The following is a 15,202-nucleotide window of genomic DNA, read 5'->3' on the forward strand; positions in this document are numbered from 1 at the left end:
CAAATATTCATGAAAACACTCGAAAGTCAGTAAACGAAATGATAAATCATCGAAAGAATCAAAACTCTCCATTAGTTAGTTTGTAAAACTTTTCAAGATATTTATTTAAAAGAACAGCAAAAGTTAACGTAAGAATAAAGCAAATAATGGGATTAATGACTTGTATTTTATTAAAAACTTCAATCGATAACAAATATTGATTCACTTTATCTATTAGAACATAAATAAATGGGTGATAAAGATAAATCCATAATGAGTATTTAAGCCCTAGTCTTGAAATGCTATTATCTTTTATTCTTATTTTAATGGCAATTAAAAAAACAGAAATAGCAACTATTATTGTTCCAATAAGTAACTCATGATTAAATAAACTATAACCAAAATTGACGTTAAAAATATAAGCCTCAAAATATTGAATTGTAAATCCTAGAAAAACAGTTAAAACTAATAAGCTTATATTTATTTTTCTTGTTAATTTCTCGTTTTTAGAAAAGAATATCCCTAATTGCATTAATGGTATGCAAAGCAAAAATCGAGGTAATTCATAATTTAAAGAAATTTTGATAAGGTTATCATAAGAGTCAAAAAATAGTGCCCCAAAAATAATAAGTATTGCAATAATAGGAACAAAATTAGCTTTATTAATTTTATGCATATACCAGAAAAAAATATATCCAAATATTAAAGAACCTACAAACCACAAATGAATAAAAGTTCCAGTTAGTATATTGCTAATATCAAAATAAAAATAATGTAAAATAATATTGATAGGCATGTATACTATACTCGCAACTATTAAAATAGATATTAATTTCTTTAAATTGTTTTCAATAGTGAATAACGGAATTCCTTTATTTTTTTGTATTTTCTTTCCTAAGAAGAAACCACTACAGATAAAAAAAAACGGAACTGCCCACCTTGCACTTAATCTCAGATAACTAACATGTTCTGCAGACAAATCTCCATACTTAGTATGTACTAGGAGTATGAAAAATGCAGCCACTAAACGAAAAAAATCTACAAAATTATATCTGATCATTATAACAAAAGATTTATACTAGTCTTAAATGACAAATTAACAATTTATTTTGCTAATCTTAAATTAGGTTAAATTAAATACCTGATTTTAGTTTTTAAAACCGACTTTAAATAGTAGTAATTAAAATAGTGTTGAAGAAAATTTAAAAGTGATAGAGTTTCGAGCTGAAAGACTTTAAATAATATTTTTAGAAGTGTTTGGGCGATAAAACGTAGAGGGACTGTTAATAAGCTTATAAGTTATTAACAATTAGTAGAATATCGAATTCTTTTGTCAACATAAGTATACAAATACAGCTATTTCTTCTAAATTTGCTAACGTCAAAATTTTGGTGTAGTCAAAGTGATTCCAAATGTTTTGTACAAAAAATTTGTTATGGAAGCATATTTAAAAAGTCCATAATTAAATTTCTCACGTATCATTATAGATGGTAATTAAAATATTATTATAAAATTGACGTCTAACCTAAAAAAATGTATTTTATCGATAGGTGTAGGATTTTTTAGTGTTTTTTGTCGAAAAAAAATGTATTATATCGTTATTATCATAGTTAATTATTAATTTCGTAGTAAATACTAATTCCCCCAAATCAATTATAACGTAATGAAGAAAACATTCAAACCTACAAAAAAACAATTTTTTTTCATGTTAACTCTATTCTTATCTTTATCTCTGTTTCTATCATGTAACAATGAAGATTTAATGCTTGAATCTGAACAGGTTATTGAAGAAGAAGATACTCCTGTTCAAGAAGAGCCTGAAGAGCCTGAAGAGCCTGAAGAGCCTGAAGAGCCGGTAGAAGAGCAATCAGATATAGTTCTAGATGAAGTTGTATCCACGACTTTAAAAGCATTCCCAAAAGCTGAGGGTGCAGGGGCTCAAGCTACAGGTGGTAGAGGAGGAGTTGTTTTGCATGTTACGACTCTTACGGATGGAGATCAAAAAGGCACATTGAGATGGGCTCTTTCACAGACTTATCCGAGAATAGTTGTTTTTGATGTTTCAGGAACAATAAAATTAAACAGTTATCTTTTCATTGATGATCGTAACAATAACCTAACTGTTGCAGGTCAAACTGCACCAGAAGGAGGTATTACCATTGAAGGACCAACAGTGGGCTTCTGGTCAATGAATAACGTAATTTTGAGATACATTAGATTTGTTAATACAAGTTATTTTGATTTGGGTCTTAAAGGGGCGGCTTTTACTGGTTCAGGATCAAATAATATTATTTTAGATCATTGCTCTTTTAGATATAGCGTTGGAACTTCTTGCGTTGCCTTTCAAGATGATAATGATCAAAAGGATGGACAAGGTAATGTAACAGTTCAACGTTCAATAATAGGAGATGCCAGTACGGGTATGCTAATAGGTGCAATAGCAACTAATGATAGTAGGTCAAGTCTTGCAGGTGATAACAGTGTTCTTGATAATTTATTCATAAATATATCGCATAGATTTCCCAATGTTTCTGGAAATGGAAGATCTGAAATTATTAACAATGTAGTTTATAATTATTTGCATAGATTAACTAGCGTTTTTAATGAGAGCAAAGTTAATATAATTGGTAATTATTATAAAGGGGGAGCTACATCTTATGCAGAATATGGTGGAAACTTTCAATTAGGTACTTATATTAATGCTAGTAGTTTTAATAGTCCTCAAGCTTATATATCTAATAATATAATTAAAGATAATTTCAATGATTTAAAACCAGGAGCGGATAATTGGAATAATGTAGTTTTATGGTTTGAATGGAATAAGACTACTTCAGATTTCAATAGAGAACAATTTAAAATGGATAAAATGCCAGATTTAGGGCCCATTTCCATTGAAAGCCCTGAAGATGCATATTTATCAGTAATTGAAGATGTTGGTGCAAATAAAACTTTAACAGAGACGGGTTCATATGTTTTTTACTTAGATAGTGTTGATGATATGTATATTAGAGATGTGAAAAACGGAGGGAGAGATTCTATTGACCCGAATAGCACTTATAATTATAGAGATAATACGGATAGATCTCAGTTAATTTATCCAGAACTACCAACCAATAGTCGAAATTCAGACTATGATACAGATGGTGATGGAATGCCTGATATATGGGAATCGGCTATGGGTTTGAACCCAATGATAGATGATAGTAAAGACGATTTAGATGGTGACGGCTATACAAATGTAGAAGAGTTTCTAAATTTGATAGATTTAGAAAAAAAATAGTTCTTTCATTAAAAAAAGTGAAGAGTAAGTAAAAGAATGAACGAGAGTTTGATGGAGATATTTAAGTATATTTTTATTGCGAATAGATAATTTTAATTTTAAAATAGTACTAACCCTAAACTTACACAGATTTTAGGATAGTGTCTTTAAAATAGATATCTTTCAAATAAAAATTAGACTTAATTATTATTTAATCTAAAAATATTATTTATTGTGTTGAATATCATAATATCAGGTCTTAAATTTAGATTATAATATTCAAAGTTGGAAAACATCATTTTTCTTATTGCATTCTTATCTTCTAATAGATCATCAATAATTTTGATTAATTGTGAAGCTGAGTTAAATTCAAGATAGTTTTTATTCAATTTAAAATCACCAGGAACCTCATAATGAAGCTTTTCAGTAATTATAGCTCTAGATGCGGCCACATATTCACCAAATTTCCAACCAATAGAATTATGTAATCCAGTGGTAGCAATACAAATAGTACTTCTTTTCATTAAGGAAATATAATTATCTCGATTAGTAAACTCGAAAGGTAACAAATATTCTCTCTTCAAAACAGTACGGGAATATTCATCTTCGAATATACCTCCTAAAAATCGATCCTTATATATTTCTTTTAACTTCTTAACTATTTCAATTCTAAAACTGTTAATAGTTTCACGTTGTTTTTCACTTTCTTTTGTTTTTGCAAGCCTAGGATTCCATAACCTTGCGGAAAAAAGAATATTAACTTCATTCAACTCTATATCTGGAAAATGAGATAATTGATTAGCATCTAAGCTATTAGTGTTAATTTTAAATAGACTTATAATTAGTTTTTGTTTTTTGAGAAAAGATAGTACACTGTTTTTTAAACTCTTATTTCCTAAATAATTATAACTAACACCAAAATTTAGTCCTAATGGGTGAACCGCAAAATTACTCTCGCCATCTAATAAACTTGAAAAACTTCTTTTGAAGTAATGATGACATTTAAAATGATTTAAGAAATAACTAATGTTATCCGATTCATTACTATCTATCCAATTTAACCCATCTAAAGTGTCATAATAAACTACAATTTGTTTATTAAGTACAACTTTGATAACAGGCTTATTAATGAGTTCTGGTATGTTTTCGGCTTCGGTAAATTCTAAGCATATAATATTTTTTTTGTGTAATTCTTGAAAACCTGCATATAATTGATACAAGTGTGGTATATTTTTATATTCAACTAGGCAATTAATCATATCACAAAAATTAAGTTTATTAAAATACTATCAACAAAAAGTTATACTAGTTACAATATTGAAAAACTTTATTTTTTAATTAATCGTAAATATTATAACCTACCATCAATACTTCCAGTTAAAACACCTTTAACATCATAAATGATACCTTTATCATTTAGTAAACTATTGAGATTAATATCTAGAAATTCTTTGTGAGCTACGGTTAGTACTATAGCATCAAATTTACCATCAGGTAATTTTTGTACTGTGTTAAGACCGTATTCATGCATAACTTCATCTGGGTTTGCCCAAGGATCATAAATTGTAGGATCAGTACCATAAGATTTTAATTCGTTGATAACATCAACAGCTTTAGTATTTCTTACGTCTGGACAATTTTCCTTAAAAGTAATGCCTAAAATCAAGATTTTTGCACCTTTTATTTTAATATCCTTTTTTATCATGAGTTTAACTACCTCAGCAGCAACATAATTCCCCATACCGTCATTAACTCTACGTCCTGCTAAAATAATCTCAGGGTGATACCCAACTTCCTGCGCTTTTTGAGCCAAATAATAAGGGTCTACACCAATACAATGCCCACCTACCAAACCAGGTTTAAATGGCAAAAAGTTCCATTTTGTACCTGCTGCCTCAAGTACAGAATGTGTATCAATATCCATTAGGTTGAATATTTTAGCTAGCTCGTTAACAAAGGCAATATTAATATCGCGTTGTGAATTTTCAATTACTTTTGCTGCTTCGGCGACTTTAATAGTAGGCGCAAGGTGTGTGCCAGCGGTAATAACATTTTTATATAAATTGTTTACTTTTTCACCTATTTCTGGTGTGGAGCCTGCAGTAACTTTTAAAATTTTGTCTACAGTATGCAATTTATCTCCTGGATTAATACGTTCTGGTGAGTATCCTGCAAAAAAGTCCTTATTGTATGCTAAGCCACTAACTTTTTCTAAAACAGGTATGCATTCATCTTCTGTAACCCCAGGGTAAACAGTAGATTCGTAAATAACGATATCGCCTTTTTTTAAAACTTTTCCAACAGTTTCACTAGATTTATAAAGTGGTGTTAAATCTGGTCTATTATTTTTATCGATTGGTGTTGGAACTGTTACAACATAATAATTACAATCTTTTATATCCTCTAGATTTGAAGAACACATCAAGCCATTCCCATCATTATTTTCTGTCTTTAAAACAGCTTTTAAAACATCAGACTCTACTTCTAGGGTCGCATCAATACCTTTTGATAGTTCGTTAACTCTGTTTTGGTTGATGTCAAAACCTACAACATTGTACTTCGTTGCAAAAAGTCTAGCTAATGGAAGGCCAACATAGCCCAACCCAATTACTGCAATTTTATCTGTATTCATAATTTATTAATTATTGACCAATGGCATGATATTCAAATCCAATGGCATTCATTTCGTCTTTGTTTAATAAGTTTCTACCATCAAAAATAAAGGCAGGTTTTTTCATTTTATTGTAAATTGCTTTCCAATCATAGGATTTAAATTCATCCCATTCTGTTAAAACAGCTACAGCATGAGCATCTTTTACAGCTTCGTAAGGATCTTGATGACATTCCGTAGCACTTTTATTCTCTTTTTCAGTTCTGGTATTTAAGTAATTTAAATCTATCAATACCTTTTCGCAAGGTACTTTAGGATCGAAAATAGAAATTTGAGCCTGTTCACTTAGTAAGTGGTCTGCAACATAAATTGCAGCAGACTCTCTAGTATCGTTGGTATCCTTTTTAAAAGCCCAACCAAGTATTGCTATTTTTTTTCCTGAAACAGTATTATATAAGGTTTTAATTAATCGATCAGCAAATCTTCTTTTTTGATGGTCGTTCATAATAATAACTTGTTCCCAGTAATCGGCAACTTCATTGAGGTCATAGCTTCTAGCAATGTAGACTAAATTTAAAATGTCTTTTTGAAAACAGGAACCACCAAAACCAACAGAAGCTTTTAGGAATTTTGGTCCTATTCTAGAATCTAATCCTATTGCTTTGGCTACTTCGTTTACATCTGCACCAGTTTGCTCACACAATTCTGAAATTGAATTTATAGAAGATACGCGTTGCGCCAAAAACGCATTAGCAGTGAGTTTTGATAATTCTGAGGACCACAAGTTAGTACGCAAAATTTTATCATCAGGCACCCAAGAGCCATAAACACTTGCTAAGCTCTCAATAGCATCAATAGATTCACCTCCTATTAAAACACGATCGGGGTACAGTAAATCGTTTACAGCTGTACCTTCAGCCAAAAATTCAGGATTAGAAAGGATATGAAAATTAATTTTGTTACCAGTATGGTGCAAAATACTTTTAATAGCCTCAGCAGTTCGTACTGGTAAAGTAGATTTTTCAACAACTATTTTATCGGTTTTAGCTACATCAGCAATATTTCTGGCGCATAATTCTATATACTTTAAATCCGCAGCCATACCTTTTCCTTTACCGTATGTTTTAGTGGGTGTGTTTACCGAGATGAATATCATCTCAGATTCATCAATGGCTTTATCAATCTCTGTAGAAAAGAATAAATTCTTGTGTCGAGTTTCTTGCACAATCTCCGCTAGTCCAGGTTCGTAAATAGGAAGCTTAGATACATCTTCATCATTCCAAGCGGCAATTCTATCTGCGTTTATATCTACGATTGTTACTTTAATGTTTGGGTTTTTTTTGGCAATTACCGCCATAGTAGGACCACCAACATAACCAGCCCCAATACAACAAATTTTTGTTATATTCATTTTGATTTTATTATAGATTTTTCCAATACCAACCAACAGCCTCTTTTATGCCATCGTTAATATTGTATTTTGGGTTGTAGTTTAATAATCTTTTTGCTTTCTCTACAGAGGCTAAGGAATGGGGAATATCGCCAACTCTATTTTCACGGTGTTTTATTGCAACGTTTTTAATAGCATCATCAAACTCGGAAAGATGTTTTTTTAGTAATTCGGTTAGCTCTAATAATGTAGTTCTATCTCCATAAGCAACATTGTACACCGTGTTAAGAGCGTCTTCATTATTAGTGGTTATCGCAAGCATATTCATTTGAACAACATTATCAATATACGTAAAGTCTCTTGAGTAGCTGCCATCTCCATTAATTACAGGTGATTCGTGGTTGATGAACTGCTTTACAAAAAGGGGGATTACTGCTGCATAAGCGCCATTGGGGTCTTGTCTTTTACCAAAAACGTTAAAATAACGTAAACCTATAGTATCTAGACCATAAGCTTTGTTAAAAATATCTGCATAAAGCTCATTCACATATTTTGTTATGGCATAAGGCGATAATGGTTTGCCTATAACGTCCTCTACTTTTGGTAATGCCTCGTGGTCTCCGTAGGTAGAAGAACTGGCGGCATAAACAAACCGCTTAACTTTAGCATCTCTAGCAGCAACCAACATATTTAAAAAACCAGATACATTTACGTCGTTTGTGGTTATGGGGTCTTTAATTGAGCGTGGGACTGAACCTAATGCAGCTTGATGTAATACAAAATCTACACCCTTACAAGCGTTATGGCAATCGTCTAAATTTCTAATATCACCTTCTACTAGTTTAAAATTTTCATTACTTAAAAAAGGTGTAATATTTTCTCTTCTTCCAGTAGAAAAATTATCTAAACAAACAGTTTTTATGTTATTAGAAAGGAGGGTTTCACATAGATTAGAACCTATAAAGCCAGCACCTCCAGTAACTAATACGGTTTTGTTTCGTATTTTTTCAAACATTATGATTTGGGTTTAATTTAATAGCTCCGGCAAATATGTAAAAAAAAAACTAAACCTTAGGTATTATTATACTAACGATGTGTTTTTTACGATAAACATCACTAATTTGTTTTTTTTTGCAGCTTAATCGATAAAAATGTTCATTTATCTTTTTAGCAAAGGTATCGGTAGTTTATTATGAATTATATTTCTAATTTCGCAACCTTTGAATAACAGGTTTTTAAACTATGATATTTAACTCCCTTGCTTTTTTAATTTTTTTTCCAATAGTGTTTTTACTATACTGGTTAATACCAAAAGAAAAATATAAAATTCAAAATATATTATTACTTGTAGCTAGTTATGTGTTTTACGGCTGGTGGGATTGGAGGTTTTTATCTCTTATAGCTTTTTCTACAATTATAGATTATATTTTAGGCTTGAAGATTTCGACAAGTGTTTCTAGAAAGAGAACATTTTTGGTTTTAAGTTTGGTGTCTAACTTAGGGCTTTTGGCTATTTTTAAATACTTTAACTTTTTTATCGATTCTTGGATAGCTTTCTGGCAGCTATTTGGATACCAAATGTCTCCATCGACTATTAATATCATATTACCTGTAGGCATTTCGTTTTACACATTTCAAACCATGTCGTATTCAATAGATATTTATAGAGGAGATTTAAAGCCAACCAAAAACTTTATCAATTTTGCTACGTTTGTGAGTTTATTTCCTCAATTGGTTGCTGGTCCTATAGAAAGAGCCTCAAATTTGATACCTCAAATAGCTAAGCGTAGAGTATGGGATCATAAAAGGTTTATGGATGGTGCTTTTCAAATCTTGGTTGGTTTTTTTCGCAAGGTGGTAGTTGCAGATGCCATAGGCACCGTTATTGATGGCATATACAATGCACCAGATATTCACAATGCATCTAGTATTGTAATGGCTGTTGTTTTATACTCGTTTCAGATTTATTTTGATTTTAGTGGTTATTCTGATATTGCTATAGGAACAGCTAAACTCCTAGGATTTGATTTTAAAAGAAACTTTAATCTTCCTTATTTTTCTGTCTCTATAACTGAATTTTGGAGACGATGGCATATTTCACTTTCAGGATGGCTTAGAGATTACTTATACATTCCGCTAGGTGGAAATAGAAGAGGCATTAAAATGCAATATAGAAACCTTTTTATAACAATGCTTTTAGGGGGTCTTTGGCATGGGAGTTCTTGGAATTTTGTAATTTGGGGGGGTATTCATGGGGTATTGTTAGGTCTCGAAAAAAGATTTGATTTAGTACCTAAAAACTATAATTTTTTTAAGAACATACTAATATTTTTAATTGTATCTTTAATATGGATTTTTTTTAGAGCCCTAAATTTTAATGATTCCTCAATAATTTTTATAAAACTTTTTACAGGGGAATACTTAATGCCCTATATTGGTGATTTAAACAGTTTAACAAAATTGCTTTATGGCTTGATTCTCGCGTTGATGTTTGATATAGTTTTATTTAGAAGAAATATACCGCTTGAAAATTTTGGATCTACACTGAGTAAAACAAATTTTATTATCATATCAAACTTTATTTTGATAAATATTGTTTTGTTTTTCTCAAGCTCGAATAATTTTATTTATTTTCAATTTTAAATGAAAAAATCTTTAAACATATTCATAATTTTTAGCCTTGTTTTTTTAATTACTGATAGGTTGGTGGGCAGTGGTATTGAATTGATAGAAAAGAAAGTTTATACAGGACAAAGTGTTGGTAAGGTAAATCAATTCATATCTGTAAAAGATTCAGTGGATTTAATAGTTTTTGGGAGTTCTCGTGCGAGCCATCATGTAGATGCTAAGGTTTTAAACGATAAATCTTACAACATGGGCGTTGATGGAACAAGAATTGGCTATTGCGCCGCACTTATCTCTAGCCTAAAAAAGAAAAAGCAAATTATACTTGTACATATAGACCCCATAACCCTTTTTGGGGGTGATTATGCAGGTAATGATGTTCTGTCTTTATTATCTCTTTCTTCAAGAAATGAGGATGTTAAAAACATAATTAAAGAAATTTATCCTGGCGAAATTTTTTTATCAGAAGCTTTTAAATGTTATAGTTACAACGGGAAGTTGTTTGGAATACTTAAGAATTATTTTAAACCAAGTTATAATTATTTAGAGTATGATGGTTTTGATCCATTGTACCCAACTAATGGACAAAAAGAAATTTTTAGAAAAATTATTTTAAATACAGATTTAGCTTTATTTAAAAATAACTCTGCTTCTGATTATCCTAACGCTATAACAGATAAATTTATATCGATAATTAAAAAAAAATGTGAAGACAATAACTCAAAGTTAATATTCTTTACTTCTCCCACTATGAAAAAAAACAGTGATGAATTGTCTTTAAAAACTAAAGTATATTTTGATTCAAGAGATATTGAATATTTTGATTTTTCTAATTTGCAAGAAGTAAAGGAGTATGATAATTGGAAGGACTTTACACATTTATCCTATCAGGGAGCACAAGCATTTACCAAAGCACTAAGTAAACGCATTTATAATAATTAGTGTAATTAGTGTTTTTGGTAAAAATGGAATTAATTTACAGTCTATACCTTTGATATTTACACAAGTTTAATATCAATATATTCGACAACATGCAAAGAATCTCCACAAAAATATAGCAGGCTGTATTTAGCCGATTTTAAATATGCTTTTGGCGAAATAAACGGTTTGTTACCTATTTGAACTAAAACAATTACTAAATTTACACCCACAATACAAGATTAAATTGATTAATAGCAAAGTTTTGATTTAATTAAGTTGTTGTATAGATGCTAGCCGTAATCCCTCTCATTGGCCACGTATTAAAGTGCATCCAACTTTAAATCAAGTTTATAAATTTTGAATGTTAATTATTGATTTTGTTGTCTTCTTCACCGAGGGGGATTTCATAAACAATATTTTATAACGTGTTAATTGCTTTTTAAGAGGATTAATTATACAATGTTGACAAAAACAAAAATTTATTTATCATCACCTCATATGGGAGGCATGGAGCAACGGTTTGTTGAAGAAGCTTTCAACACTAACTGGATAGCGCCATTAGGTCCCAATGTAAATGGTTTTGAGCACGATATAGCCAAATATCTAGGAGGTAATCATCAAGTAGCCGTATTAAGTTCTGGTACTGCTTCCATACACATGGCTTTAGAATTGTTGGGTGTTACAAGGGGAGACGAAGTATTATGCCAAAGCTTTACATTTTCTGCTTCAGCAAACCCAATTATGTACCAAGGTGCAACTCCTGTATTTATTGATAGTGAAAAAGATACTTGGAACATGTCTCCTGAACTTCTTGAAATTGCTATTAAGGACAGAATTGAAAACTATAAAAAGCCAAAGGCCATAATTGCTGTACACTTATATGGCATGCCATATAAAGCCAAGGAAATTTCAGAAATATCAAAAAAATACGATATTCCTGTTATAGAAGATAGTGCAGAGGCATTTGGTAGTACTTATTTTAATACACCTTGTGGTACGCTTGGTAAATTTGGTGTATTGTCATTTAATGGTAACAAGATCATTACCACTTCAGGTGGGGGCGCTCTTGTTACTAAAACAATTGAAGAAAAAAACAGCGCAGTTCATCTATCAACGCAAGCTAGGGATGAGGCACCACATTACGAACACTCTAAAGTTGGTTATAATTACAGAATGAGTAATGTTGTTGCGGGCATTGGTAGAGGCCAAATGTTGGTGCTAGATGATAGAGTAGCGGCTAGAAGGCAGAATTACGATTTTTATAAAACACATCTAGAAGGTTTTAAGGACATAGAATTCTTGGATGAACCTTATGGCTTTTTCTCTAATAGGTGGTTAACATGTATTAAAACGAGTTCTTTTGAACTACGTGAACAAATTAGATTAAATTTATTAGAACAAGATATAGAATCTAGACCACTTTGGAAGCCTATGCACATGCAACCTGTTTTTAAAGACTTTTTGCATTTTACAAATGGAACTTCTGAAGATTTATTTGAAAAAGGACTTTGCTTACCAAGCGGGTCTGATTTAACTAAAAACGACCTGAATAGAATATTACATATTATATCAGCAACCCTCAAGAATATCTAACATACATATTTAAAACTCTCACTTATGATTAAGAATTACTTTACCTATTACTCACAGAAATTTGCCTCTAGGTGGCTTGTTTTTGGTATAGATTTGGCGATTGTTCTGGCTACTTTCTTTATAGCCTATTTCGTGAGATTTAACTTTACATTAAACTTCGATTTAAATCAATTTTTTATTCAAGTACCTATATTATTAGCCATAGCTTCGCTTAGCTTTTTAGTGGTTGGATCTTTTAAAAGTGTTATTCGCCATACTGGTTTTACAGATGTAGTTAATGTTTTTAAAGCGGTAGCGTTAATGGCATTTTTAACTACACTAATAATATTAATAAATACAGCAACTAATTTTATTCCAGGTTTTACAATTCCAAAATCAATTATAGTATTTCATGCACTGTTAAGTTTTGTAGCACTTTGTGGATGTAGGTTAGTTTTTAAAATTGCGTACAATCACTTAAAATGTACGTTAATAGACACTAGAAATGTGATGATTTACGGTGCAGGGGATTCTGGTATCGTTACTTACAATGCATTAATAAACAACACAAAAGTAAATTATAATACGTTGTTTTTTATTGATGATGATGTTAAAAAGCGAGGTAAGTTAATTAATGGTATTAGAATTTTACCATTAAAAGATATTAACGAAACCTTTGTAAAGCATAACAATGTAGACGAAATTATAGTGGCATCTCAAAGTATTGATACTAGCAATATTATTAGTTTAGTTGATAGTTTGATAGATTTTGATGTTAAAATTAAAAAAGTACCACCAATTGAAGACTGGATTAATGGAGAGTTTAGTAGTAATCAAATTAAACAATTTGAAATAGAAGACCTATTAGGACGACCTCCTATAAATATTGATAATCCTAATTTATTGAATGAGTTTAATGGTGAAACTGTTTTAGTAACTGGGGCTGCAGGGTCAATAGGCAGTGAGTTGGTAAAGCAATTATCAAACTTTAATCTAAAAAAATTAATTCTTGTAGATCAAGCAGAGTCTGCTCTGTACGATGTGCAACAAGATTTAAAACGCGATGGTAAATACAACTATACTGCCATAGTAGCCGACATACGGGACGGTCTAAGGATAGACAGCATTTTTCAAAAAGAAAAGCCTACAATGGTGTTTCATGCAGCAGCATATAAGCATGTACCATTAATGGAAAAATCGCCTTATGAAGCTATTAAAATTAATGTAAATGGCACCAAGTTGTTAGCAGATACAGCCTCTAGATATAATGTTAAAAAGTTTGTATTTGTCTCTACTGATAAAGCAGTAAACCCAACCAGCGTAATGGGTGCAACTAAAAGAATGGCCGAAATGTACATTTCATGCCTTCAAAAGGAAAGTAAAACTAAGTTTATTACTACTAGGTTTGGTAATGTTTTAGGGTCTAATGGTTCTGTTATACCATTGTTTAAAAAGCAAATTGAAAAAGGCGGCCCATTAACATTAACACATAAAGAAATTACGCGTTATTTTATGACAATTCCTGAGGCTGCTCAATTAGTTTTAGAGGCAGGTACTATGGGCAAAGGCGGGGAGATTTTTATATTTGATATGGGTGAATCTGTAAAAATTTACGATTTAGCTAAAAATATGATAAAACTTTCTGGTCTAAAATTCCCAGAGGATATTGATATTGAAATAACAGGCTTGAGACCGGGTGAGAAATTATATGAAGAATTGCTAGCTAATGGTGAAAATACGCTTTCAACATATCATAAAAAAATATTAATAAGCAAAACCAGAGAATTAGATTACGAAAATGTTAAAGCCGAAATCGAGGAGCTTTGTATCACAAATCGTTTCCAAAACAATAACATTGTTTTAAAAATGAAAAATTTAATACCTGAATATAAATCCAATAATTCAGATTATGAAAGATTCGATAAACGCGTTCAAATTTATAAAAAAGCTAAAAATTTAATTTCTAAGGAGAGAAGCTTAGATAAAAAATCTTCGGTTAATTTATAAAAGATATATATAATTCTAATTACTTTATTCTATTTTAGCTCCAAATAACATCTAATGTGTATTCTTTTGTATTTTAAAGGTATTAAGAACCCAGTTTTTATTTATGGAATATTAATTTTTTTAATGTTTTCTTGTGGGTCTAGTAAGAAAGTCGTGTATTTTCAAAATGCTAAGGATTTTGAGACTATGGTTGATACTGATACATTTGTACCCAAGTTTAAGGTGAATGACATTGTTAGTATTAATGTTTCGGCATTTGACCCCGAGACCGTAAGGCCTTTCAGTTTATATGCAGGAAATCCCAATGTTGGTCGTGCTGAAGCTATAGATTACTTAGTTGACATTGATGGAAATATTGATTTTCCTGTTTTAGGAAAAATTAAGTTATTAGGTTTAACAGTTGAAGAAGCTAAAGACTTGTTCAAAGATAAGTTAAAAGATTATTTAAAGGATCCCATAATAAATATCAGAATTCTAAATTTTCGAATATCTATATTAGGTGAAGTCAGAAGACCTGGTGTTTATTCTGTTTCTGGTGAAAGAATTACTATCTTAGAGGCGATTGGTATGGCTGGAGATCTAACTATTAAGGGTAAGAGAGAAAATATAATGGTGATCAGAGATTTTAATGGGGCTAAAACATATTCTAGAATAGATTTAACTAGTAAGGAAATTTTTAATTCGCCTGTATACTATTTAACCCAAAATGATGTTGTTTACGTACAGCCAAACAAATCAGCTGTAAGTTCTGCATTTATAGATTCTAGGACTTCTACTGCAATATCTGTAGCTTCCATTTTAATCACATCAACAATTATTTTGTTAACACGAAATTAAT

General features: G+C 30.7%; 11 protein-coding genes. 6 read left to right on the forward strand and 5 right to left on the reverse strand.

Translation table 11 applies throughout. From position 1 onward, the window contains the following. Positions 1-58 precede the first annotated feature (58 nt). The gene (locus tag CLV33_RS10810; protein WP_105473927.1) at positions 59-1,039 is read right to left on the reverse strand and encodes an acyltransferase family protein; all 981 of its coding nucleotides are present in this window, start codon (positions 1,037-1,039) and stop codon (positions 59-61) included. Positions 1,040-1,642: 603 nt separating this feature from the next. Between CLV33_RS10810 and CLV33_RS10815 the strand changes: the two genes are divergently transcribed. Continuing rightward, positions 1,643-3,259: a hypothetical protein gene (locus CLV33_RS10815; RefSeq protein ID WP_146109734.1), complete on the forward strand. Its 1,617-nt coding sequence runs from the start codon at positions 1,643-1,645 to the stop codon at positions 3,257-3,259. A gap of 179 nt (positions 3,260-3,438) precedes the next feature. Here the strand turns inward: CLV33_RS10815 and CLV33_RS10820 are convergent, their stop codons facing one another. From CLV33_RS10820 to CLV33_RS10835, 4 genes are all read right to left on the reverse strand, one after another. Beyond that, positions 3,439-4,497: a hypothetical protein gene (locus tag CLV33_RS10820; RefSeq protein ID WP_105473929.1), complete on the reverse strand. Its 1,059-nt coding sequence runs from the start codon at positions 4,495-4,497 to the stop codon at positions 3,439-3,441. A 92-nt stretch (positions 4,498-4,589) separates the two neighbouring features. Next, a complete protein-coding gene (locus CLV33_RS10825) occupies positions 4,590-5,870 on the reverse strand; it encodes a nucleotide sugar dehydrogenase (RefSeq protein ID WP_105473930.1) in 1,281 nt (426 codons plus the stop codon). A 10-nt stretch (positions 5,871-5,880) separates the two neighbouring features. Continuing rightward, positions 5,881-7,260 (reverse strand): nucleotide sugar dehydrogenase, encoded by a 1,380-nt coding sequence (locus tag CLV33_RS10830; RefSeq protein WP_105474087.1) that lies wholly within the window; start codon positions 7,258-7,260, stop codon positions 5,881-5,883. Positions 7,261-7,270: 10 nt separating this feature from the next. Further along, positions 7,271-8,254 carry an SDR family oxidoreductase gene (locus tag CLV33_RS10835; protein WP_105473931.1) on the reverse strand — a complete coding sequence of 328 codons (984 nt, stop codon included), beginning with the start codon at positions 8,252-8,254 and terminating at the stop codon, positions 7,271-7,273. Between the two features lie 227 nt (positions 8,255-8,481). Between CLV33_RS10835 and CLV33_RS10840 the strand changes: the two genes are divergently transcribed. The 5 genes from CLV33_RS10840 (at position 8,482) to CLV33_RS10860 (ending at position 15,201) form a co-directional block, all read left to right on the forward strand. Next, on the forward strand, positions 8,482-9,882 hold the full coding sequence (locus CLV33_RS10840) for an MBOAT family O-acyltransferase (protein WP_105473932.1): 1,401 nt from the start codon (positions 8,482-8,484) through the stop codon (positions 9,880-9,882). Continuing rightward, a complete protein-coding gene (locus CLV33_RS10845; protein WP_105473933.1) occupies positions 9,883-10,806 on the forward strand; it encodes a hypothetical protein in 924 nt (307 codons plus the stop codon). It abuts the gene before it with no gap. A 438-nt stretch (positions 10,807-11,244) separates the two neighbouring features. After that, a complete protein-coding gene (locus CLV33_RS10850) occupies positions 11,245-12,378 on the forward strand; it encodes an aminotransferase class I/II-fold pyridoxal phosphate-dependent enzyme (protein WP_105473934.1) in 1,134 nt (377 codons plus the stop codon). A 24-nt stretch (positions 12,379-12,402) separates the two neighbouring features. Beyond that, a complete protein-coding gene (locus CLV33_RS10855; RefSeq protein ID WP_105473935.1) occupies positions 12,403-14,364 on the forward strand; it encodes a polysaccharide biosynthesis protein in 1,962 nt (653 codons plus the stop codon). Between the two features lie 54 nt (positions 14,365-14,418). Then, positions 14,419-15,201, forward strand: a complete 783-nt coding sequence (locus CLV33_RS10860) for a polysaccharide biosynthesis/export family protein (protein ID WP_105473936.1) — start codon at positions 14,419-14,421, stop codon at positions 15,199-15,201. The last annotated feature ends 1 nt before the right edge of the window (position 15,202 follow it).

The organism is Jejuia pallidilutea (genome assembly GCF_002973595.1).
Taxonomy (GTDB): domain Bacteria; phylum Bacteroidota; class Bacteroidia; order Flavobacteriales; family Flavobacteriaceae; genus Jejuia; species Jejuia pallidilutea.